At 48.3% G+C, this 23,358-nt stretch carries 14 protein-coding genes and 3 pseudogenes; 10 read left to right on the top strand and 7 right to left on the bottom strand.

What is annotated here, in order from left to right; genetic code table 11:
* Positions 1–40 precede the first annotated feature (40 nt).
* Positions 41–610, bottom strand: a complete 570-nt coding sequence (locus JCM2765_RS10840; RefSeq protein WP_162231414.1) for a hypothetical protein — start codon at positions 608–610, stop codon at positions 41–43.
* Between the two features lie 10 nt (positions 611–620).
* Between JCM2765_RS10840 and JCM2765_RS10835 the strand changes: the two genes are divergently transcribed.
* Positions 621–1,067 carry an LPXTG cell wall anchor domain-containing protein gene (locus JCM2765_RS10835; RefSeq protein WP_054736733.1) on the top strand — a complete coding sequence of 149 codons (447 nt, stop codon included), beginning with the start codon at positions 621–623 and terminating at the stop codon, positions 1,065–1,067.
* Between the two features lie 172 nt (positions 1,068–1,239).
* Here JCM2765_RS10835 and JCM2765_RS18790 read toward each other — a convergent pair whose 3' ends face one another.
* The 3 genes and pseudogenes from JCM2765_RS18790 to yicI form a co-directional block, all read right to left on the bottom strand.
* The gene (locus tag JCM2765_RS18790) at positions 1,240–2,160 is read right to left on the bottom strand and encodes an LPXTG cell wall anchor domain-containing protein (RefSeq protein WP_054736731.1); all 921 of its coding nucleotides are present in this window, start codon (positions 2,158–2,160) and stop codon (positions 1,240–1,242) included.
* A complete protein-coding gene (locus JCM2765_RS10825) occupies positions 2,157–5,816 on the bottom strand; it encodes a mucin-binding protein (protein WP_054736729.1) in 3,660 nt (1,219 codons plus the stop codon). Before JCM2765_RS10825 ends, JCM2765_RS18790 begins: the two co-directional genes overlap by 4 nt.
* Before the next feature lie 507 nt (positions 5,817–6,323).
* Positions 6,324–8,602, bottom strand: a pseudogene (yicI, locus tag JCM2765_RS10820) (alpha-xylosidase).
* Positions 8,603–8,858: 256 nt separating this feature from the next.
* Here yicI and JCM2765_RS10815 point away from each other — a divergent pair.
* The 6 genes and pseudogenes from JCM2765_RS10815 (at position 8,859) to JCM2765_RS10790 (ending at position 16,452) form a co-directional block, all read left to right on the top strand.
* Positions 8,859–10,261, top strand: a pseudogene (locus JCM2765_RS10815) (MFS transporter).
* A gap of 25 nt (positions 10,262–10,286) precedes the next feature.
* A complete protein-coding gene (locus tag JCM2765_RS10810; protein WP_054736727.1) occupies positions 10,287–11,444 on the top strand; it encodes an ROK family transcriptional regulator in 1,158 nt (385 codons plus the stop codon).
* A gap of 417 nt (positions 11,445–11,861) precedes the next feature.
* Positions 11,862–13,319, top strand: a complete 1,458-nt coding sequence (locus tag JCM2765_RS10800; protein WP_054736724.1) for a 6-phospho-beta-glucosidase — start codon at positions 11,862–11,864, stop codon at positions 13,317–13,319.
* Positions 13,312–13,974, top strand: a complete 663-nt coding sequence (locus tag JCM2765_RS10795; RefSeq protein ID WP_263849417.1) for an ROK family protein — start codon at positions 13,312–13,314, stop codon at positions 13,972–13,974. Before JCM2765_RS10800 ends, JCM2765_RS10795 begins: the two co-directional genes overlap by 8 nt.
* Positions 13,959–14,237 (top strand): ROK family protein, encoded by a 279-nt coding sequence (locus JCM2765_RS19290; RefSeq protein WP_263849419.1) that lies wholly within the window; start codon positions 13,959–13,961, stop codon positions 14,235–14,237. Before JCM2765_RS10795 ends, JCM2765_RS19290 begins: the two co-directional genes overlap by 16 nt.
* Positions 14,234–16,452: pseudogene (locus JCM2765_RS10790) on the top strand (glycoside hydrolase family 3 C-terminal domain-containing protein). The gene JCM2765_RS19290 and the pseudogene JCM2765_RS10790 overlap by 4 nt, the downstream one beginning before the upstream one ends.
* Positions 16,453–16,509: 57 nt before the next feature.
* On the opposite strand, the gene JCM2765_RS10785 reads toward JCM2765_RS10790, so the two are convergent.
* On the bottom strand, positions 16,510–17,148 hold the full coding sequence (locus tag JCM2765_RS10785) for an MIP/aquaporin family protein (RefSeq protein ID WP_054736722.1): 639 nt from the start codon (positions 17,146–17,148) through the stop codon (positions 16,510–16,512).
* Positions 17,149–17,288: 140 nt separating this feature from the next.
* On the opposite strand from JCM2765_RS10785, the gene JCM2765_RS10780 reads away from it, so the two are divergent.
* Together JCM2765_RS10780 and JCM2765_RS10775 are read left to right on the top strand one after the other, a co-directional pair.
* Positions 17,289–17,723: a hypothetical protein gene (locus tag JCM2765_RS10780; RefSeq protein WP_054736720.1), complete on the top strand. Its 435-nt coding sequence runs from the start codon at positions 17,289–17,291 to the stop codon at positions 17,721–17,723.
* A 267-nt stretch (positions 17,724–17,990) separates the two neighbouring features.
* Positions 17,991–18,365 carry a hypothetical protein gene (locus JCM2765_RS10775; RefSeq protein WP_054736718.1) on the top strand — a complete coding sequence of 125 codons (375 nt, stop codon included), beginning with the start codon at positions 17,991–17,993 and terminating at the stop codon, positions 18,363–18,365.
* A gap of 570 nt (positions 18,366–18,935) precedes the next feature.
* Here the strand turns inward: JCM2765_RS10775 and JCM2765_RS10765 are convergent.
* Positions 18,936–19,373, bottom strand: coding sequence for a C39 family peptidase (locus tag JCM2765_RS10765; RefSeq protein ID WP_439646167.1), 438 nt, complete (start codon positions 19,371–19,373; stop codon positions 18,936–18,938).
* 298 nt (positions 19,374–19,671) lie between these two features.
* On the opposite strand from JCM2765_RS10765, the gene JCM2765_RS10760 reads away from it, so the two are divergent.
* Positions 19,672–21,297 (top strand): peptide ABC transporter substrate-binding protein, encoded by a 1,626-nt coding sequence (locus JCM2765_RS10760; RefSeq protein WP_054736710.1) that lies wholly within the window; start codon positions 19,672–19,674, stop codon positions 21,295–21,297.
* 437 nt (positions 21,298–21,734) lie between these two features.
* Here JCM2765_RS10760 and JCM2765_RS10755 read toward each other — a convergent pair whose 3' ends face one another.
* Entirely contained in the window at positions 21,735–22,919 is a 1,185-nt protein-coding gene (locus JCM2765_RS10755) for an acetate/propionate family kinase (protein ID WP_054736708.1), read from the bottom strand.
* Positions 22,920–23,358: the final 439 nt, after the last annotated feature.

Genomic DNA, 23,358 nt, shown 5'->3' with positions numbered 1-23,358 from the left:
TGATAGCGAATCGATAAGTGGTTCCGTCTCAGATAGTGAATCAGTATTTGGTCTCGGTTTCTGATAGTGAATCAGTCAGCGGTTCTGTCTCTGATAGCGAATCAGGGAGTGAGTCAGCATCAATCTCCGATAGCGAATCAGTAAGTGGTTCCGTCTCAGACAGTGAATCAGTCAGCGGTTCTGTTTCCGACAGCGAATCGGTTTCAACATCCGACTCTGTGTCTGAAAGCCAATCTGCATCAAGATCTCGGGAAGCCAATTTATCACGATCGACTTCGATTTCTGACAGTAATTCGATATCTGATAACTTATCGACGTCAATCTCAACATCGGCTAGTGAATCACTTTCTGATGTCAACTCGATTTCTATTTCAGATAGTGCATCCGAATCGCTTTCCACTAGTGCATCAATTTCGGAAAGTACCTTCATATCAGCTTCCGTTTCAGCTAGTGAGTCATCGTCACGGTTGATGTCCGAAAGTCTAGTTTCATCAGACTCCGATGTGGTTACGACTTCTGATTCGACTGGCTTATCAACCTCAGAATCAACGAGATTGAGCGATAGCGAGTCAACATCAAACGATGACGTAATCGTTAGTGATTCTAGCAATGACACTGCTGTGAGCGGTTCAGAAAGCACGACTACTGGTAAATCCGGCAGTGCTTCAAGTAGCACAGCAGGACACGGAACGTCGGACAGCGGGACGGAGGACGACACGATTATTACCGATTCAGCAGATGATACAATCATTACTGATTCGGCAAATGATCAAGTTGATAACCTGTCCGTTGAAAATGGGCAGCATGCTCACGGTGTGCATTTGGATGCAACGGTCTTGAATTCAGAAACCAATACGGCTTCTGATCAGGCTCAGGCCTCGGCTAAGAGCGATACCAATGCAACTCAGACAACTAACCAAAGTGGTGAGAAACTACCTCAAACGGACGAAACAACGTCACCAGTGGCACCTGTCACCGGGTTGGCAGCGTTAGGGTTAGCGTTCTTGAGACTGTTTGGCTTCAAGCGCAAGAAGAAGGATGATGCGACGGTGACAAATAAACGTTAGCCAGATTCAACAAAAGCACGACCTTCCCGTAAAGTAGGGGAAGATCGTGCTTTTTGCGTTGTCGTAATGGTTGCTTGAACTTCAGCAGTGATCATTTGAAAAAATTTGCCACACAAAAAATACCATGCCCCAAAATTCAAGGCATGGTATTTTTCAATAGCTCAGACTAAACCTATTCTTTCCGTCTAGGTTTCCGTGCTAGGCCAAACACACTCATTAAGCCTAGTAGTGACAGTCCAATCATAGTAGTAGCTTGGGTCTTGGTTTCGTTAGTTTGTGGTAGGTGAGCAGTTGACGAAGCTTGCTTGGCAGCACCAGTTTGAGTCGTTATCGTTGACTCACTTGAGGTCGCTGCAACACCTTTGGCGAATTGCTCATCGACACGGGTAGGCTGAGAATTATCGTTAGTTGTAATAGTACCGTTATCAGGCTCACCCGTAGTTGTTGAGTCAGCCTCAGGAACCGTGGTTGCGTCACCGTTTTCTGGTGTGGTAGCCGTACTATTCTTACTAGGTGCAGTGGTTGTTGAGCCACCGTTAGTGCTGGTAGTATCATTGTCGGCCGGTGCAGTGGTCGTTTCACCATTGTCAGAACCAGTGGCTGAATCACCGTTGCCAGGTGTCGTCGTACCACCGTTATCAGGTGTCGTTGTACCGCCATTGTCAGGATTGGTTGTTGAGCCACCATTATCCGGATCAGTGGTTGAACCGCCATCACCTGGGTCAGTCGTCGCGTTCTTGGTGTAGGTAACGGTCACCGTTGTATTTTCCGGTGTCGTTGCCAGTGCGCCGACTGCGGTTTGAGCGACCGTAGTTTGGTTGGCGGTATAGCCAGTTTGGGTTGGTACTTGGACTTCGTAGTAAGCCCCTTGTGGCGTATAAACGGTTTCGCCAGTCGCATCGCTTGTCACAGTTTTGTACGTAATCGTTTGAACAACTGGTGAAATACCGTTATCGGTGCCGTCTGTATTTACAAAGTTGATTGTCCGCGTTGAGGTCGTTGTGCCATACGTGTAGGTTGGCGTGTAGGTAACCGTCACAGTTGAATTGGTTGGTGCCACGTTAGTTGCGCCAACGGCTTCTTGCGCAATCACCTGTTTGTCAGCAGCATAGCCGGTTTGAGGTGCAACTTGATATTGATAGTAAGCACCTGTGGTGTGTAAACAGTCTCGCTAGTAACGGCGTTCGTGACTGTCTTGTAGGTAATGGTTTGAACGACCGGCGCCTGTGGATTAGGCGTGCCATCTGCGTTGACGAAGTTGATTGTCCGCGTTGAAGTGGCGGTACCGTAAGTCGAAGTTGGGTCGTACGTTACAGTTACCGTGGTATTGGTAGGGGCCGTGGTGCTAGCGCCAACGGCCTGTTGTGCTACAGTCGCTTGTTGAGGTGTGTAGTTTGCCTGCGTTGGCACTGAAACTTCATAGTAGGCACCAGCTGGCGTGTAGACCGTTTCGCCAGTGGCATCCTTAGTCGCCGTCTTGTAGGTGATGGTTTGGACGATTGGGTCAACACTGGTAGTCCCATCGCTGTTCACGAAGTTAATGGTCCGCGTTGAGGTCGCTGTGCCATACGTGTAAGTTGGTGTGTAGGTAACCGTCACGTTTGAATTAGTTGGTGCCACATTGGTTGCGCCAACGGCTTCTTGCGCAATCACCTGTTTGTCAGCAGCGTAGCCTGTTTGAGGTGCAACTTGATATTGATAGTAAGCTCCTTGTGGTGTGTAAACGGTCTCGCCAGTAACGGCGTTCGTGACCGTCTTATAGGTAATCGTTTGAACGACCGGTGCCTGTGAATTAGTCGTGCCATCCGCGTTGACGAAGTTAATCGTCCGGGTGGAAGTGGCGGTACCGTAAGTCGAAGTTGGGTCGTACGTTACGGTTACCGTGGTATTGGTAGGGGCCGTGGTGCTAGCGCCAACGGCTTGTTGCGATACGGTTGCTTGTTGAGGCGTGTAGTTTGTTTGCGTTGGTACTGAAACTTCATAGTAGGCGCCAGCCGGCGTGTAGACCGTTTCGCCAGTGGCATCCTTAGTTGCCGTCTTATAGTTAATCGTTTGAATGATTGGTGCTACGCTAGCTGTTGTCCCATCACTATTCACGAAATTGATCGTCCGCGTGGAAGTGGCTGCGCCATACGTGTAAGTTGGCGTATAGTGTACCGTGATTGTGGAATCCGCTGGCGTCACGTTCGTTGCCCCGAGTGCTTGTTGAGCGATGGTGTCCGTGTCAGCCTCGTAGCCTGCTTCAACGGGAACTTGAGCCTCGTAGTAGGCATTTTGAACCGTATAAACGGTTTCGCCTGTTAGTTGATTCGTCGTGGTTTTATAGGTTGCGGTTTGCGTCACCGGTGTGTTGGCATTCGTTGTGCCATCTTCGTTCACAAAGTTAATGGTTCGCGTCGTCGTGTGGGTACCGTACGTGATTTTTGGATCAACGGTAACCGTAGCCTGTCTCGTGACTGTTACGGCGTCTGAAATAGCGAGACTGTACGTAACGGTGTATTGGCCTGGTTTCAGAACTGAGTACGTGCCATCGCCATTATCTTTAAGAACGCCATCTGGATCGCTAAGGGTAGCGATAACATTAGCCGCGTTAGCTGTATATTCCGAGGACGTACCAACGCCATCAAAATTATCGTTAAGCGTTACCGTTGTGCCTTTAGTTGCCTGAAGGGTTGAGTCGTGGGTACTAAGGACTTTAATGACCGAGACAAGGCCATTTGCGTTAGTTGCGTTAGCCACACCCTTGACGGTGCCATCAGTTGAATCGTAGGTCGTTGCTAGGGGCAGTCCCGTGTCGTATACGTAGTTTGCCATTGGAGTCCCGTCGGCATTTAATTGAACCGTGTAACCATGTTGAACCAAAATAGCTTGAATCTTTGCCAACGGAATAATCTCGTAGCCACCAGTGTAAAGCGTGGTGTTGGCAGCGTTTTGGTCCTCGTGAAGGTAATCATCATTGGAGACCAAAATGTCGGCTTTATTAATCTCCGGCATCAGGTTTTGAAGGTCAATTCCTGCCAGCGTGTATGAGCCATCAGGGTTGACGTAGACCCCAAAGTAGTGACCGTCTAATTTGAAATCATAGGCTTTAACTAAGTTTAAGTCGCTTTGGATATCCCCAACCCAATCACCATTGAGATTATAGGCGAAAATACCCGTTGAAGCATTCACGACAGTAGGTTTTAAATCGGTTTGATCCTGATTAACGTAAGTCATCGGTAAGTTAATTTGATACGAAGTGTGTGCGTCTAATGTTCCCTGAACTTGAAATGCAAGTAACTGATCCCATGAAAAATCGGGATGGGCTGCTTTTAGCTCTGATAGACTGAGGTAGACACCAGCATCAACTGAATATAAAATTACCGCATCACTCGGAAAGGCACTGGTAAACGTACTTTCATCGACTTTACTTGCGTCAATGGTGAATAAAGGATCTTTCTGGGCGTTATACGCATATAGTCCTGGCAACATGAGCGCCACGTTCGTTTGATTATAGTTATCAGTTTCGTTAGCTACGGTAAAGCCCGCAGTAATATTATTAACGTCATCCTTATCAACATCAAAATAAGCAGCGTTAGTGACCCGGTTGTCGTTGACGCCATCCGAAGTCTGCGTCACATCCGCACTAGCGTTACTGTTCCCAAAGGTTGTCGTTATCGTTACTGTGTCGTCCTCAACTGGCATCGTTTGCGACCAAACATTAGCGTACGCACTCGCATCTGGGTCAATCAAGCCATTAGGACTTAAGTACAAGGTGTAAGTATCTGCAACGCGTGCGTTATCGCCATCGTTGATCAAGCTTTGGTTCCAAGTCACACTATACGTTTTTCCGGCGGCAATCGTACCCTTCAACTCAACGCCGACTAGGGTGGCAACTTGATCATCAGTTAATTGATCGGCAGCAATGTTATATTGCCCACCTTTTTGTGAGAAGGTCGCCGTAAATCCAGTTGGTAAACTAGCACGCACTTCATCAGCCGTCATGTTAGTTTCAAAATGTGGGTCGTTATTGCCGTCTGCGATATCCGATGTGTAGTTAGCATATGGTGTAAGCAAATAAACTCCACCGGTCGTGATATCGGTATCACTGGTGTTGCCAAACGTAAAGTGCGATTGAATATTTTTCGCTGATGATGAGATTGTCGAATAGGATTTGTCGTTGCTACCCTGGCTAATGCTTTGCGTGACATCGCCGTCACCGTTTTCGGCAGTCCAGTAGGCACCAACGGTTACCCCGTTGCTACCATTAGCTGTTGCGACCGCGCCATCGGTTGACTTGGTTGCATTGGTGGAACCTTGATCAACGATTGCTGGTTGCGACTGTGCATTAGCTAGGTATTTGGTTGCCGTTTGCGCATCAGTCGTTTGTGGTGCTGCCACTGGTGCCGAAGTTGGTACAGCGGTAGTGGCTGGTTCAACTGGTGCGTCGGTTTGTGTCGCACTTGGATCGGTAGAGTCACCAGTGTCTACGTTAGTCGCTGATGAGTCCTGATCGGTAGTACCACTAGCATCTGCACCATTAGTAGCTGATGTATCCTGGCTACCAGTGTTAGTACCCAGTGTCGCGGTCGTTCCAGACGTGGTGTCAGTGGCTCCCGTAGCCGTTACACCGGTATCTGTGTTATCTGCGTGTGCGGTTACCCCGGTGCCCGTTACGATTCCCAGTCCTAACGTGGCAACGGTAATCGCCGCAAAAACCCAAGTACGCCCGTCCTTATACATCTTGTAGTGTACTTTTTCATTTGTCATATGAATGCTCCCCTTGCGCATTATTTGTAGAATCCTCCAAAGATCCGGCCAGTTAGTCGTTACTATAAAACTGAAAAAGTAACGATTATGGTTACTAATAGTATATAGCTTTATCATTGGTTTGTCGTTTGATTTGTCCAGAAAATGGCAAACTATTTTAGTTGATGATTACGCTGAAGTATGGGTCAAATAACGACACTTTGGTTGCAATGTGAAAAGGGGAGAAGCGGCATACAAAAATGATTAGGAGAAAGGTGATATTGGTAACGATCGAACTGAGTTCTTAACTCAAAATTGATTAAGCGTTTTATTTAATTTCAAGACGGTTATCTAGCCAAAATCTGCGCCAAAACTCAGGTCCCGGCCATATAAGTAAAACAAGCCGTAGATTCCAAAACCAGGAATCCACGGCTTGTTTTACTTATATTCTGGGCCCTAACCGAGTTTTGGCTCACTCTCAAAAAAGTGGCTCTCCTCACAGGAAGAACCACTTTTTAAACTCAGATATTAAAGGTTAAATTCACCAGATTGGCCATCAAGTTTGAATTCCTTAACAGCACCGTCAGCGTGGACGTAAACCTTTGAGCTACCCTTGAGACCGTCAGCCTTAACCGTCACAGTGTTGCCTTGACGAGTAGCTGAAACGTTCCCAGCAGCCTTACCCTTTTGATCAACAACGCGAGTCGTAGCGGTTGCACCGTCAGCGAGTTCGTAGATGTTGATGTCAGGAGCGTCAGTGTAATCGTATTGTGCGTGCTTAGCGTTAGGGTTCCGTAACAGGATACTGTTTTCGCGAGCCAAAACAGGCAAGGTCAACATATCGTAGTTTTCGGAGAACCATTCGCCGGTAGCCACGTCGTACGTCTTTTCAGTCAAGATGTTAGTCCAACGACCTGCTGGCAAGTAGTAACGAACGTCGCCTTCAGCGTTGAAGATTGGGGCAACTAACAACTTGCTACCTAACATGTATTGTTGTTCAAGGTGGTAAGTGTTGCGGTCGTTAGCGTATTCCAAGAAGAGGGGACGCATCAATGGCGTACCAGTTTCACTGGTGTTAACCGCTTCATCGAAGAGGTATGGCATCAATGACAACTTCAAGTCAACGAACTTACGAGTGTTGTCGACAGCTTCTTCATCAAAGACCCACGGCACCTTGTACTGGCCACTACCATGGTAACGAGAGTGGGAACTCAGTAAGCCAAATTGGTCCAACGCTTGTACAGATCAGGCGTTGCTTGTTCTTCGAACCCACTGATATCGTGAGCCCAGAAACCGAAGCCGGAAAGCAAGAATGACAAGCCACCACGAAGGGAGTCAGCCATTGACTTGTAACGGCTCAAGCAGTCGCCACCCCAGTGAACTGGGAATTTTTGTGAACCGGCAGTTGCTGAACGAGCAAATACCGTCGCTTGGTCGGCGCCTTTTTCTTGTTGAATCAGGCTGAAGACCGTTTCGTTGTACTGGTAAGTGTAGTAGTTGTGTTCGCGCTTTGGATCAGAGCCATCGAAGAAGACAGCGTCGTCAACGGGGATCCGTTCACCAAAGTCGGTCTTGAAGCAGTCAACGCCCATGTCAAGCAGGGCCTTTAACTTGCTTTGGTACCACTTAACGGCGTCTGGGTTAGTGAAGTCGACGAAGCCGTTGCCAGCTTGCCAGAGATCCCATTGCCAAACCGTACCGTTCTTACGCTTGATGAAGTAACCATTATCGCGGCCTTCCTTAAAGAGGACGGACTTTTGAGCGATGTATGGGTTAATCCAGACACAGACTTTGATGCCGCGGTCGTGGATCTTCTTGATCAAACCTTCTGGATCTGGGAATTGATCGCGATCCCAGAGCAATGTGCACCATTCAAATCCTTTTTGCCAGTAGCAGTCAAAGTGGAAGACATCTAGTGGAATGTTGCGTTCTGCCATGCCATCGATAAACTTCAAAACGGTTTCTTCACTGTAATCAGTGGTGAATGAAGTTGATAACCAGAGGCCGAATGACCATGCTGGTGGCAAGGAAACCTTACCAGTCAGGCGGGTGTACTTGTTAAGCACTTCTTTAGGGGTAGGGCCATCAATGACGAAGTATTGAAGTGATTCGCCTTCGATACTGAATTGAGTCCGGTCAACGTTTTCAGAAGCCACTTCAAACGAAACGGTTTCAGGTTGGTTAACAAATACCCCGTAGCCTTCGCTACTTAAGTAGAATGGAATGTTCTTGTAAGCTTGTTCGCTACCAGTCCCACCATCTTTGTTGACAACGTCAACAGTTTGGCCGTTCTTTACAAGAGAACCAAAGCGTTCGCCTAAGCCGTAAATCAATTCGTCAACACCCATGGAAAGTTGTTCACGCATGTAGTGTTTGCCAGTTGACTTATCTAAGATGACGCCTTCAGCCTTTTCCATCGACTTAGTAATGGTCTTGCCATCGTGCAAGAAGTCGAGTTCGAAGTGGCCTTTGTATGGGGCTTTAACGGTCAATGAACCAGAAGTTAAGGAAACTTCTGAATCGGTCGTTTTGATATCGATGTTTGGTTGTTCATTTTCCAATTGATACGAAGGACCATTCTGCTCTTGATCAAAGTGGATTAACTTAACACCGATAACGCCTTCCATAGGAGACGTTAACTCGATCGTTGACATCCCGAGGTTAAGTTGATCGCCACGTTCGTTGATATACTTGAATGGGGCGTATAACGTTAACTTATCGTCGGTCTTATCAAATTCATAGACTTCTTTTGGTGACTGAATCTCATATTGAGGTCGGTCTAGCCAGTAACCATCAGTAAACTTCATTCAAAAAGCACCTCTTAAATTTGGTATTTAGAAATTGAATTTATTAATTATCACGATCAGTGTAAATTGAAACCGCTGTTTTGTCAACGCTTTCAAGAATTTTTATTTTGTAATAAACCGGTTTCTTCATTATATAGACGGTATTTGACGTTAATTGACTTTTAAAATAATCTTGACAATCGAAAGCGGTTACAGTAGGATTTCTTTTAGAAAGTTGAATTTATTAATCATCCAATACAAACACGAGGTGTTGATTATGAGTCAAAATGTCTCAAATCCGTCCGATGTGCCAGCTGATCAAAAGAATCAGGTCGCATGGAAGGAACGTTTCTCCTATAGTTTATCCGATTTCGCATGTAACTTGTCCTTCCAAATGGTTGGGACGTACCTAATGATCTTCTACACCGATACTTTCGGTATCAGTGCGGCAGCCGTTGGGACTTTGTTCTTAGTTGCTCGGATCGTCGATGCGTTTGATGGTCCATTCTGGGGGATCATGATCGACCATACGCATACCAAGTGGGGCAAGAGTCGGCCGTACTGGTTATGGTTCTCGATTCCGTTTGCCGTCTTCTGTGTGTTAGTGTTCACCACACCAAACTTGAGTTTAACGGGTAAGTTGATTTGGGCTTACGTCACTTACATTGGTGTTGATATTCTCTACTCAGCGGTTAACATTCCCATTACTTCAATTTTGCCATCATTAACAAGTAACCCACAAGAACGGGTCACGTTATCAACGATTCGTCAATTTATGGGAACTGCTGGGGCCACGATCATCACTGGGATCACCTTAGGATGGTTGCCTTCTTCGGCGGCGGTTCAACCACTAGCGCTCACGGCTGGTTCATTTGGGCTTTGATCGTTGGGGTTATCGTTGTCATTCTCTTCGGAATCGTGTTCAAAAACACGCACGAACGGGTTCAAACCAAGAGCTCTCGTCAATCAATTCCAATTAAGGAATCTTTGAAAGCGCTTCGTAAGAACTGGCCATGGGCCATCATCATTTTCATCAACTTCATTTACTGGTTGGGGATGCAAACCCGTTCACAAGTTACGGTTTATTTCTTCAAGTACAACATGCACGATGCAAGTATCGCTTCATTAGTTTTGAGTTTGCAATTAGTTGCCTTGGTTGCCGTTGTTTTGACGCCAGCCACTGCTAAGTTGATTGGTAAGCGTAACACCATGTTAGGTGGGATGATCCTCGCCTGTGTTGGTCAATTACTCTTGAGCTTGGGTGCTTCACACTTGAGCGTTGGCATGATCATCTTCGCTACAATCGTGGGTTACTTAGGTACTGGTTATGTTTCGGGCTTGATCGCCGTTATGTTGGCCGATGCCGTGGATTACGGCGAATGGGTCAACGGTGTCCGGGCTGAAGGGATCGTTACCTCATTCTCAAGCTTCTCAGCTAAACTTGGGATGGGTATCGGCGGTGCCATCACCGGTGCTATCTTGGCTTCATCAGGTTACGTTGCTAACCACACCCAAACTGCTACTGCGCTTCACGGGATCGAAATGAACTACATTTGGGTACCATTGCTTGGATTTGGCCTTTCAGCAATTGCATTATTGTTCTATCATGTAGATGGAATCGAAAAGAAGATGCAAGGCGACTTGGCTGCAAAGCACGCTAAGGAAAACGCTGAAGGCTAAATTTAAGAAAAGCGAGCGAAACTAGATGATTATTAATAAAGACATTATGCGCGACTACAACGAGCGGTCCGTGCTAGCGGCCGTTATCAATAATGGTCCGATTTCCAGAAACGAAATTTCCAAAAAACTGGGGTTAAATAAGGTGACGGTTTCCGATATTGTCGGGCAGCTGATTGAACGACAAATCGTGAAGAGTCTGGGGGAAGTGCGAACCTCTTCTGGTGCTAGTGGCCGAAAACCCGAGTTGGTGGAATATAACGCGGAGTACGGGTACGTGATCAATTTCAGTATCTCTGGTACTGAGGTTGAGATGGTAGCGACTAAGATGGACGGTCGGGTGCTCGAGTACAGTGTCGATCAAATTGATAATCAACCGATTTCAGTGACCTTGGGAAAAATGGAAGAACTGATCAATCAGCTCCCTGAGTTTGAGATGACCAACGGCCTGCAGGCGATTTCAATTGCGGTCTTTGGGGTCGTCTATCAAGGCGATATCGTGTCATCACCGTTCGTCGATTACGAGGACGTTGATTTGGCAGAGTATTTTCAAAACAAATACGATGTGCCAGTGATCGTTGAAAATGAAGCCAACTTATCCGCAATTTTCGAAGAAGATTACAGTAAGCAAGAACTTCAAAACCTGGTGTCCGTCAGCATCCACGAAGGCGTTGGCGCCGGCATCGTTATCAACGCGCACCTGTACACGGGTAACTACGGTCAGGCCGGTGAAATTGGCCGAATCATCTTACCCGACGTGGCTAAGAACAAGCGACTAACGCGATTGCCGAACTTTAGTTCAGAGTGGTCGCAAGCAGCCCTGTTACGTAAAGCGGCGTTACTGAAAAAGAACCCGAAGTACGACTTAGACATGTTGGTGACGGATTATAACCGAGAGGACACGGCCATCACTCGCCTAATTGAGCAATTCTGCTACTATCTGGCGGTGGTCACCAGTGACCTGATCAACTCGTATGATCCGCAGATGATCTTCTACAACTCACCATTGATCGATCAGATTCCTGAAATTTTAAAGAACGTGCAGATGAAGCTGTCGTTCCTACCACTTGTTCCACCGTTGGTTATGTCCAAGGATGTGCACTACGCCACGTTGCTTGGCGGCGCATCCATGGCCATCCACCGTGTGCTCCAGATGGAAGGGACCCGGTTGATTCTTCACCACTGATGTTTTTGCTTGAACGTTTTAACTGAGGAAGCTTATCCCGCCGATGTGGGGTGGGCTTCCTTTTATGTTTAGTGTGCGGAGCGAGACGGGTTGAGAGCAGTGTGCAAGGCGAGTCCGGTGAAGGCGCCCGGGCCTGGCGGTTTTACCGGACTCGCCTTGCATGCAGCTCTCAGTCTCGCGCAGCACCATTCGGCGCGGTGGCCAGAAAGCGCGTGGTTGACAAGTTTTTACCACTTCAGGAACCCTGAAAATAACAGTTCAAGTGGCGTCGAATTTCGTATCCTGAGAGCGCTACTTCTTAATACGGCTTTGGCGAGCGAAGCGATGACAAACAGCTGGCAACCAAAATTCGCTCAACACTTACACTGAACATAAATATAAGCTATAAAAATTGACACAAGAGAGGAAGCACAAACTATGACAGAATTACCAAAGAATTTCCTATGGGGTGGCGCCGTTGCAGCGCACCAAGTTGAAGGGGCTTATAACGTTGGCGGTAAAGGCCTTAGCGTTGCCGATGTGATGACCGCTGCTGGGAGTCACGATGAACGGCGAATCACGGATGGCGTTCAAGAGGGTGAATTTTACCCGAACCATGAGGCGGTGGACTTTTACCACCAGTTCCCAGAAGACGTGAAGTTGTTTGCCGAAATGGGCTTTAAGAGTTTCCGGACGTCGATTGCTTGGTCACGAATTTTCCCACAGGGGGATGAAACGGAACCGAACGAAGAAGGGTTAGCTTTTTACGACCGCCTGTTTGATGAATGCCTCAAGTACAACATTGAACCAGTTGTCACGCTGTCTCACTTTGAGATGCCGTACCACCTTGTGACCGAGTATGGTGGTTTCCGGAGCCGGAAGACAATCACCTTCTTTACCCGGTTTGCCGAAGCCGTGTTCAACCGCTACAAGGACAAGGTCAAGTATTGGTTGACTTTCAACGAAATCAACAACCAGAGTAACTACAACCGTGAATTTACGTTATTCACCAACTCTGGGATTCAAGTTAAGCCTGGAGAAAATGCCGAAGCCGTGATGTACCAAGCCGGCCACTACGAAGTGGTTGCTAGTGCGCGGGCCGTTCAAATTGGGCACAAAATCAACCCCGACTTCCAAATTGGTGCCATGGTTGCCTTCTCGCCAGTCTATCCTGCAACGGATAAGCCAGCGGATGTGTTGAAGGCTCAACGTGCCATGCAAGCGCGGTTCTGGTTCTCCGATGTGCAGGTTGAAGGGGAGTACCCAAGTTGGTTGACGCGGTATCAAAAAGCCAAACAGTTTAACTTGGATATCACGCCAGAAGATTTGGCTGAATTAAAGAAAGGTACCGTCGATTACCTCGGGTTCAGTTACTACATGTCGTTTGCGACCGCCGCTTCTGATCACGAAGACAAGTACTACTCTTACAACGAATCTGAAGACTTGGTCACCAACACCTACGTGCCACGCTCAGACTGGGGCTGGCAAGTGGATCCTGAAGGTCTGCGTTACGGGCTGAACTGGATGAATGATCGTTACCACGTGCCCGTATTTATCGTTGAAAACGGCATTGGTGCCATTGATAAGTTGGAAGCCGACCATCAGGTGCATGACCAGTATCGGATCAAGTACCTCCGGGACCACATCGAACAGATGAAGCTCGCCATAGTGGAAGATGGCGTTGACGTCATGGGCTATACGCCATGGAGTGCCATTGATATCGTGTCCGCAAGTACCGGTCAGTTGTCGAAACGTTACGGGTTCATTTATGTGGACCGTAACGATGACGGTTCTGGTAGCCTTGCCCGGTACCGGAAGGACTCCTTCTACTGGTACCAACACGTGATCGAAACGAATGGTGATGATCTATCTGAAAGCGGGGCTAAACATGCTTGAACTCAAGCCTGAAGACTGGCTGTTGGCCATCGATATCGGTGGCACAACGGTTAAATACGCCTACTGGCAAAATCGCCAACTTGCTGGTAAGGGGCGTTTTGAGACCCCCGAGACTTGGACGGCGTTACTGTTGGCGTTACTGAAGCTCAAACAAGAAGCGCCACATCCCATCATGGGGGTCGCTATCAGTTTACCGGGTAGCGTCGACACAGTGGCCGGTAAAATTACCGGGACGAGTGCGGTTGAGTACCTCAACGGATTTGAAATCAAAGCAACGTTGAAGGAAGCCTTCGACGTTCCCGTGACGATTCAAAACGATGCCAACTGTGCCGCTTTGGCGGAAGCTTGGTTGGGAAACGCTGCCGGAACGACGTCATCCGTATTGATGATTATCGGTACTGGCATCGGTGGCAGCATCGTTCAAGATGGGCACATCTGGACGGGGCACGACCAGTTCGGCGGAGAATTTGGCTACATGGTCATGACTGGGCAAGATGACACGCTCAGTGAACTTGCGAGCCCGGTTAAGATGGCCAACCGCTATAACCGACTGACCGGGAGTCCGCAACCCGTTGACGCCCACGTGGTGTTTGACCGTTCTGCCAAGGGCGATGAAGTGCTCGTCAGTGCTTGGACGAAATGTACCACTGGTTGAGTGTTGCGGCTTATAATCTGATTGTTAGTGTGAACCCGGACCGTTTGTTGTTGGGCGGCGGAATTTCCAGTCGCGAAGACGTGTTGTTTCATGTGAAACAGCGGGTGTCTGACTTACTGCACCGGCACGGCGCCGCGGCGATTGAAACCGAAATTATGAGTTGTCAGTTCCAAAATGATGCGAACCTCGTTGGTGCTGTGTATCAGTTCCTAACAGAGGTGCCGGCGACGGCAATTAAAGATGAGAAAGGATCGAAAAAATGACGCAAATTGATCAAGACTTAGTCCAACAGTTATCGCTGGCTGAAAAAGCAGCGTTAGTGTCCGGCAAGGATTTCTGGTTCACCGCTGGTAATCAGCGGGTCAACCTGCAACGGATGATGGTGACCGATGGCCCATCTGGGTTACGGAAACAGGCCAGTTCGGCGGATGCGCTGGGCTTGAATCAGAGTGTCACCGCGGTTTGTTTCCCGGCGTCATCGCTGACGGCTTGTTCGTTTGACCGGGCTGGGCTGACGCAACTGGGCACCAATTTAGGTGAAGCGGCCCGTGCCGAAAAAGTGGGCGTTTTGCTGGGACCTGGTATTAACCTGAAACGCAGTCCGTTGGCAGGGCGGAACTTTGAGTATTTCTCAGAGGATCCGTACCTTGCCGGTGAGTTGGCTGCCAGCTACGTGAACGGGGTTCAGCAACAAGGCGTTGGTGTGAGTGTGAAGCACTTTGCTGCCAACAACCGAGAAAATCAGCGGTTTACGATGTCGTCTGATATGGACGAGCGGACGTTGCGGGAGCTGTATTTGGCACCATTTGAAAAGGTGGTTAAGCAAAGCCATCCCGCAACCATTATGTGCTCGTACAACGCGATAAACGGGACGTTGAACTCCCAGAATCAACGATTATTGACCCAGATTCTTCGCGACGAATGGGGCTTTGACGGTCTCGTGATGTCTGACTGGGGTGCCGTTGCTGACCACGTTGCCGCACTAAAGGCCGGCTTGGACCTCGAAATGCCTGGGAAGGGCGACCTGTCCGTTCAAGAAATCATCGACGCCGTTGACGCCGGTGAACTTGGCATTGGTACGCTTAACCGCGCAGTCGTCCGAGTTTTACGGATGGTCGCAAAGTGGCAACAACCAGCCGGTGAAGTCGAGTCTTACGATTTAGAGGCGCAACACAAGTACGCCCGTCAGTTAGCGGCTAAGAGTATGGTGTTGCTGCAAAATAACGACCAAGTCTTACCATTGAAGGCCGACCGTTCCTTAGCAGTTTTAGGTGCACTGGCTAAAACGCCACGGTACCAAGGCGGCGGCAGTTCTCACGTGAATGCTTACCGGGTAGTGTCGCCGCTCGAAGCGATTCAAGCTGCTCGTCCGGAGGTTCAGTTTGCAGCCGGGTATCAGTTAGACCAAGAAACCGTTGATGACCAACAACTTCAAGCGGCTGTGAATGTCGCTAAATCAGCTGATCAGGTGGTCTTGTTTGCGGGTTATCCAGCCGAACGGGAATCAGAAGGGTTCGATAAGACGAGTCTTTCCTTACCAGAAAACCAAACGAAGCTGATCGAAGCGGTGGCTGCGGTGAACGAGCACGTGACCGTTGTGCTACAAAACGGCGCGGTCGTGTTGATGCCTTGGCAGCACAAAATTGCTGGCATCCTCGAAACGTATTTGGCTGGCGAAGCCGTTGGTGAAGCGACTTGGGACGTGTTGTCCGGTCAAGTGAACCAAGTGGGCGCTTGGCTGAAACCTTCCCACTTCGGTTAGCTGATACGCCAAGTACACTGACCTTTAACGCTGATCCGGCGCGCGAAGTTTACCGTGAAGGCCTGTTTATGGGCTACCGCTACTACGATAAGAAGCAGTTACCAGTGGCGTTCCCATTCGGTTACGGGTTAAGCTATACGCAGTTTAAATACGATGAGTTAAAGCTCACGGTTGCGGGTGACCACGTTGACGGCCAGGTTCGGGTGACGAATACCGGTGACGTTGCGGGGACTGAAACTGTTCAGATCTACGTTGGCAATCAGGCAAGTCATATCGAAAAGCCAGTGCGGACACTTGCGGGGTTTGAACAAGTCACCCTTGAAGCTGGTAAGTCAGCAACGGTGTCCTTCACGTTAGACCAACGGGCGTTCAGCTGGTACAACCCAGCTAAGGCAACTTGGCAATTGGATAGTGGCAGCTATCTAGTTGCGGTTGGCCATGACAGTCGCGACCTACCACTAAGCCAACAAGTGGCGTTGACCAGTGATCAAGATAATGCTGAACCCATTACGAGCGAATCCTACGTGGGCGATTTGTTGCACGATCCACGGGCCAAGCAGGCGCTTGAAACGTCTGGATTGGCGAAAACCTTTGAAGCCATTGCGGGTGGTCAAACAACGGATGATCAGATGTTGCTGAACATGCCGTTGCGCGCTGCTGTGATGGTTGGGGCGACGCCGGAACAGGTTGAAGCGTTTTTGAAGCGTGTCAATTAAGTAATCAAAAAGATCCTGAACGCCAATGAGTGGCGTCAGGATCTTTTTGATGTGGGCTTAATCTGTCGTTCTAAAGAAACGGTTGATACCAGCCGCAACCACGGCACCGAGTAGTGGCCCAACAATGTACAGCCAAACCTGCGCAATCGCATCACTGCCAACGTATAGCGCTGGTGCGAGGGCCCGCGCCGGGTTTAAAGCGGGGCCGGTCAAACCGTAACCCACGAGAGTCAGTGCAGCAAGGAGAATGCCGTTGAAAAAGCCGGCTAACGGATGATCGGTATCGTCCAGAATCAAGAAACCAAGGACGAGAATCGTGGTTAAAATGCCCTCAGTGAGTAACACGACTGGCCAGTCTAACCGAGAAGTGGTTTGGCCCAACGCATTGGCCGCATTTCCCAGGTTAAGGGCTAAGATTCTGACTAATCCGGAAGCTAGGATGGCGCCAATCAATTGGCTAAGGACGACCCAGAGTGCTTCAGTCCATGGGAGCTTACTGTTGAGTGCTTGGCCTAGCGTGATAGCTGGGTTAAACTGACCGTCCGTGAACGGTTGGAAAATGGTGGCCATGGCGGCAAAGGTTAGCCCAAAGGCGAGGCTGATAGTCAGTGGATCGGCGTTGGTCAGGGCTGCCGTCCCGGTGCCGATTAAGATTAAACTAAAGGTCCCTAAAAATTCTGCAATGTAGCGACGCAATGTGTGATTCCCCCTCGAAACAAATCTAAACTATTGTTCCCATTGTACTCGACTTTTGGGGGTAAACATAGCGGTATTTGGCGCGGTGGGGGTTCGGTTTGAGATTTGCGCTTGAAGTTGGTTGAGGCGGAGGCCTATACTTGGTGAAAACTAACGAAACGGAGTTCAGACGGATGCCCACAACCTTTACGTACACTTGGCCGGTCTACATTGATTGGCTGGATCAACAAAATCAACGCCACGTCACAACCGGCCCACAGTTGGATTCAGCGATTCACGAATTGTTATTGTCGCAGAGTCCTTGGACTGATGAGTGGCGCACGACCGTCCCGTATATGAAGGGTGAGGCGTATGGCATCGCGAAATTGGTTCGGGTAACGGTGGATCATGAGCGGCATCAAGCGATACTGACGGTTCAGTATCGGCAGCCCGATTTGAGTCAGGAGAGTCGGGCACAGGTTGCGGGCGTTGTGGCCATTTTCTTGAAGACGGTACTGAACCGGTTTTGTCAGCGAACGGTATTTGGCGTTCGGCAGGAACGATTAGCGGTTCGCTTAGTTGGTTTTCGTGAGTAATGTTACAGAAATGTGCCAACTAGAGCGGTGTTAGGTGGCAGTTAGGACACTTCTTTGAAAACAATCTAATTTAGATATAATTGATGAAAGCTGATTTCACAACGATTATCGGCATTGATTTTTGGAAAACGAGCCGATTTAGTGGTTTTAGGACAATTGTCTTTCATAGTGGGACATTTTAACAAAACTTTATCACTTTTTTAACAGTAACGACTTAGTTTCGTGGCATAATGTTTACTAATGATATTAGAGAGAAGTGATTATAGTATGACTCAGCCCGAATTGGAACCGGATGAGATCGTTGACCAACTGCATTTGCCACAAACGGCAGCGGTGATCGACTCTCTCCACGTAGCGCCAACGTTGTTAGAACAGGATATGGCAGATCCCGATAGTTATCGCAAGAAGGGGAATAATCCACCAAGTTACACGGATGTGCGGAGTGTCGGCGAGGTCATTGAGGACGAGTACGATGCGTTCGTACAGTCACTGTACTATGAGGGGTTAACGCAGATAGATCCAAAAGAGCTGATTGATAAGTTCCGAAAACAATTGAATCAAAAATTAAACACGTATGTGATGGTTAAAAATACCGGCCGCGCCTATTTAGCGGTCGATAATGCCGGGAACATCGCCGTGTGATTGAGACTATTTGGTGAGGGTCGCCTAGGGCTGCATCAAATAGTTTTTTTAGAGCGTGGAGGAAAACGGGTTGAGAGCGGCGTGTAAGGACCGGAAGACAAAAGCCCTGGGCTTGGGCTTTTGTCTTCCGGTCCTTACACATAGCTCTCAGTTTTTCTCCGCGCGTTTCGGCGCGGTGGCCGAAAATAATCATCGTGAGCAAACTTCACGCCAAAAGCGATTATCCGGAAAGCAAAAGTTAGACAAGCGCCGAAAACAAAGTAATCGCAATGAGCGTCGCCAGCAGCACTCAGTTAAGCCTCAATTAAGCCTCAACTAAGCCCTGGGCTTGGGGTTTTTGCCTAATTGCTCTTACACATAACCTTCTGCTACTCTCCGCGCGTTCGGCGCGGTGGCCGAAAATAATCAAAGCAGACAAATTGCACTATAAAAACGATTATCTGGAAACCAAAAGTCAAACAAGCGCCGAAAACAAAGTAACATCAATGAACGTCGCTAGCGGCACCCAGCAAATAAAGATGCCTCACAATACATAAAAATACCGTAGAAAATGGGCGTTCAGCCTATCTTCTACGGTATTTTGTCTATCATCAAAAAACTACAACCCACAGCCCGATTCCCCTTATTTGCCCGAATCTCAGCAAACTGCTCATTACTCAAAATGGTCTCTTCCTCAGTCCAACAGTCATTCACGATCACGTGCTGATCATCATACCCAATCAAAGTCAGCGCATGCGTATGAAAACCATCAAACTCGCCAACCCAGATCACAACGGGCTTGTTCTGGTCGAGTTGTGCCTTGAGTTCAGCCAAACTAGCACCGGTCAAATCAGTGGCATGACCAGCGTATTTGGTAATCAACTCTAGTAGAGCAGGTGGGTAAATACTATTCCCATCATCTGTAAACGGATCGCCAACAAAGCCAAGATCACAGTCAGCAGCATCGCGTGGCATTTCCTTTGCCAGTTGTACCTTGTTCACATCGGCACCAGTGTACTGGAGCATCATCGTCACCGCGGTAATTTCACAGCCGGTTGGTAATTCGGGACGTTGCGCAATCAGGGCACGTTTAATTTCATGGGTGGGGCCTTCTTTCGTCGTTAAGTTATCAATATTATAGCATGCTGAGAAAAAATGCGTATTTGCATAAACTCAACACCGAGAAGCATAATTATTGGAATAAAGCGGTTTTAATTAACTGATAATTAGTAAATAGCGACAAAAAACTAATATTTATGTTAAACTATGATTAACGTGTTGTTAATGTTAGTGGTTTATATGTTGTAAAGGATTGGGAGGAATCATCATGAAGTTGAATCAGAAGTGGGTGGCGACTGCCGGAGTCGCCGGCCTAGCCCTGTTACTGAGTGCGTGTGGTTCAAGTAGCTCATCTAGTGATAAGCAGACATTTACCATGCCAACGGACAGTGAATTATCGACGGTGGATTTATCCAAGTCAACGGCTTTAGGGACCTTTGACGCGTTGAATAACACCAATGAAGGGCTTTATCGTTTGGGTAACAATAGTAAGCCGGAGACTGCTTTGGCAACTAAGTTAACGCAGACCAATGGTGGTAAAACGTACACCATTGACATCCGCCATAACACCAAGTGGAGTAACGGTGACACCGTGACCGCGAAGGACTTCGTGTACTCATGGCGTCGGACGGTCAATCCTAAGACGGCTTCACAGTACAGCTACCTGTTTAGCGGCATCAAGAACGCTGATTCAATTATGGACGGCAAGACGTCACCAACCCAATTAGGGATTCAGGCAACGGGCAAGTACCAGTTGAAGATTAATTTGGAACAACAAATTCCGTATTTCAAACTCCTACTCGGTTTCCCAGTGTTCTTCCCACAAAACGAGAAGGTTGTTAACAAATACGGGAGTGCTTACGGTACGACCAGTGCCAAGATGGTTTACAACGGTCCATTCAAGTTAACCAACTGGAACGGGACGGGGACAACTTGGACGCTCAAGAAGAACAACACTTACTGGGATAAGAAAGCCGTTAAGTTGAGTGCTGTGAAATACCAAGTGGTCAAGGATAACCAAACGGCCTTGAACCAATATAACTCGAAGAAATTAATCGGGGCACCGTTGACCGGGAACCAAGCCAAGAACTTGAAGAACAACAAAGACTTGATCTCACGGCCACAATCAAGTAGTTACTACTTGGCCCTTAACCAAAAGAAGACCTTGTTTAAGAACTTGAAGATCCGTCAAGCCATCTCAATGGCCGTTGATCGTGACCAAATCGCCAACAAAGTGCTGGGTGACGGCTCGATTGTTAACGGCAGCTTCGTCTCCGAGGGCTTAGCAACTAACCCTAAGACGGGAAAGGACTTCACGGCTGATATCGCTAAGACTTCTGTCATGACGTATAACGCTAAGAAGGCCCAACAGCTCTGGAAGGAAGGCTTGAAGGAAACCGGAATTTCAAATCCTAGTTTCACCATTACCGCTTCAGATAGTGAAGCTGGTAAGAAGGTTGCCGAATACCTCCAAAGTGACCTGCAGAAGAACTTACCAGGCTTGAAGGTCTCCGTTCAAAATATTCCATTCCGGACGATGTTAGCCCGGCAAGCTTCCCACAGTTATGAAGTCACGTTGGCAAGTTGGTTCGCTGATTTCTCTGACCCAATTACCTTCTTGAACATCTTAACCAAGGGCAACCCAAGTAACATCTCTGGTTGGTCAAACAGCCAGTACGATCAATTGATCAAGGCGTCATCAACTACGGATGCCAACAACGCCTCAAAGCGTTGGGACGACATGGTTCAAGCCCAAAATATCCTGTTGAAGGATCAAGGCATTACGCCACTGTACCAGTCATCCGCACCATGGTTACTCAATCAAAATGTAAAAGACATCGTCTACAACTCAGCCGGTGCCAACTATAACTTTAAGACGGCTTATATGAAGTAGGCTGTTTGAAGGTAACGAGCCCCAGTTACTTGCGTTAGCGAGTGATTGGGGCTCGTTTGTGTCCAGCGACAGTGTGCGGAGCGAGACGGGTTGAGAGCAGTGTGTAAGGTGAGTCCGGTGAAGGCGCCCGGGCCTGGCGGGTTTACCGGACTCACCTTACATGCAGCTCTCAGTCTTGCGCAGCACCATTCGGCGTGGTGGCCAGAAAGCGCGTGGTTGACAAGTTTCTATAACTTCAGGAAGCCTGGAAATAACAGTTTAAGTGGCGCCGAATTTTGTAGCCGGAACGAGCGCTTTTCAATGCGGCTTTGGCGAGCGAAGCAACGACAAACAGCCAACACCCAAATCGCACCCAACCCTTACGCTGGACACAAACGACAGCATAAAAAACGAAGCCAACAATCAATTGTCAGCTTCGCTCATTAATCAATATTCAATTAACTCAACCGCGCAACATCTCGCGCAATCATCAATTCTTCGTTAGTTGGCACAACCATGACCGTAACGGGCGCATCGTCAGGACTCACAACGCGTTCCTTACCCCGGAAGTCGTTCTTTTCAGGATCGATCTTAACGCCAAAGTAGCTAAGTTGGTCAGCGATGCGTTGACGCATACCGATACCGTTTTCGCCTGAGCCGGCAGTGAAGACGAGGGCGTCTAAGCCGTTAAGTTCAGCAACGTAGGTCCCAACGTAGCGGACGACCCGGTTCACAAACATATCTAAGGCTAATTTGGCTTGTGGATTGGTTGCTTCGGCGTCTTCCAAGTCCCGTTGGTCAGGGGATAGTTGAGAGATACCTAGCAGACCTGATTTGTGATTTAAAATATCAATCATTTCGTTCATGTTAATGTTGAGCTTTTCGGCCAAGAAAGTCACCAGTGAGGCATCGATGTCGCCTGAACGCGTCCCCATCATGACACCAGCAAGTGGGGTGAAGCCCATTGATGTGTCGATAACTTTGCCGTGATCAAAAGCTGAAATTGAAGAACCAGAACCCAAGTGTAACGTGATTAGCTTAAGGTCTTCGAGCGGCTTGCCTAACAGTTCAGCGGTCCGGTGGGCAACGTAACGGTGGCTAGTGCCGTGAGCGCCGTATTTACGAGCGCCAAACTTTTCGTAGTACTCGTATGGAATGGGGTACAAGTAGTTCAGCTTAGGCATGTTGGTGTAGAGGGATGTGTCAAATACAGCAACTTGCTTAGCTTCCGGCAATAATTGCTGGAAAATCTCAATGTACTGCGCTTCGATTGGGTTATGCAGTGGGGCGTATTGCGCCAGTGAGTGGATCTGCTTCAAAGATTCATCAGTGATCACGGCTGAATCATCGAAAATTTCGCCACCCGCAACGACCCGGTGACCGATCCCAGTGATTTCGTGCAAATGCTTCACGATGCCGGCCTCTTTCAGGTGAGAGAGTACCATGGCAGCAGCCAACCGGTAGTCAATATTATCCTGAGTGACCTGGTACTTTTCAGCGTCTGGGCGCTTAACCGTAAAGATTGACCCAGGCAAGTTCAAGCGGTCAACGAGCCCAGAGGCGATCACCGTCTCATCGGGCATGGAAAAGAGCTTCCACTTCAGGGTTGAACTGCCAGCGTTGATTGCTAATGTTTTTGTCATTGTTACTCCACCTCATCAGAAAAATTAAAAGTCTAGCTATAGTCTAACGAAAAATGTAACCGTTTTCAATAGATGGTGTTAAAAGTTTCGCTGAGAAACTTTTAACACCATCTATTTTCGGGTTTAGGTGGGGATGTTACGTTTTATTGGGGCAGGTGGTGCGGTATTACTGAAAAATTGGGCCGGACTTTTGAAAAAGTTGGGTGTTGAGGTAGGGGAGGATGAGCGTTACTTTTATCTAGCCGAAACGTGCTACGAGAGACAGAGACTTGCACATAGGCCACTTCCACCACAACCCCCAAAGACCGGGGATTATGGTGGAAGTGGCCTATGCTCCAGTCTCTAACCGTCTCTTTTCGCACTCTGTGAGCGTTACTGTCCTCGAGCCGAAACGTGCTACAACAAGGCAGAAGGTTGCATATAAGCGCAATCACGCAAA

It is taken from the genome of Secundilactobacillus similis DSM 23365 = JCM 2765 (assembly GCF_001311075.1).
Taxonomy (GTDB): Bacteria; Bacillota; Bacilli; order Lactobacillales; family Lactobacillaceae; genus Secundilactobacillus; species Secundilactobacillus similis.
The sequence above is the reverse complement of the archived record's forward strand: the minus strand, read 5'-3'. Positions and strand labels throughout refer to the sequence as shown.

Coding starts and splice junctions, on each gene's coding strand:
- JCM2765_RS10825 (WP_054736729.1), bottom strand. CDS start 5,816: ATGACAAATGAAAAAGTACACTACAAGATGTATAAGGACGGGCGTACT.
- JCM2765_RS10810 (WP_054736727.1), top strand. CDS start 10,287: ATGATTATTAATAAAGACATTATGCGCGACTACAACGAGCGGTCCGTG.
- JCM2765_RS10800 (WP_054736724.1), top strand. CDS start 11,862: ATGACAGAATTACCAAAGAATTTCCTATGGGGTGGCGCCGTTGCAGCG.
- JCM2765_RS10795 (WP_263849417.1), top strand. CDS start 13,312: ATGCTTGAACTCAAGCCTGAAGACTGGCTGTTGGCCATCGATATCGGT.
- JCM2765_RS19290 (WP_263849419.1), top strand. CDS start 13,959: ATGTACCACTGGTTGAGTGTTGCGGCTTATAATCTGATTGTTAGTGTG.
- JCM2765_RS10775 (WP_054736718.1), top strand. CDS start 17,991: ATGACTCAGCCCGAATTGGAACCGGATGAGATCGTTGACCAACTGCAT.
- JCM2765_RS10765 (WP_439646167.1), bottom strand. CDS start 19,373: ATGATGCTCCAGTACACTGGTGCCGATGTGAACAAGGTACAACTGGCA.
- JCM2765_RS10760 (WP_054736710.1), top strand. CDS start 19,672: ATGAAGTTGAATCAGAAGTGGGTGGCGACTGCCGGAGTCGCCGGCCTA.
- JCM2765_RS10755 (WP_054736708.1), bottom strand. CDS start 22,919: ATGACAAAAACATTAGCAATCAACGCTGGCAGTTCAACCCTGAAGTGG.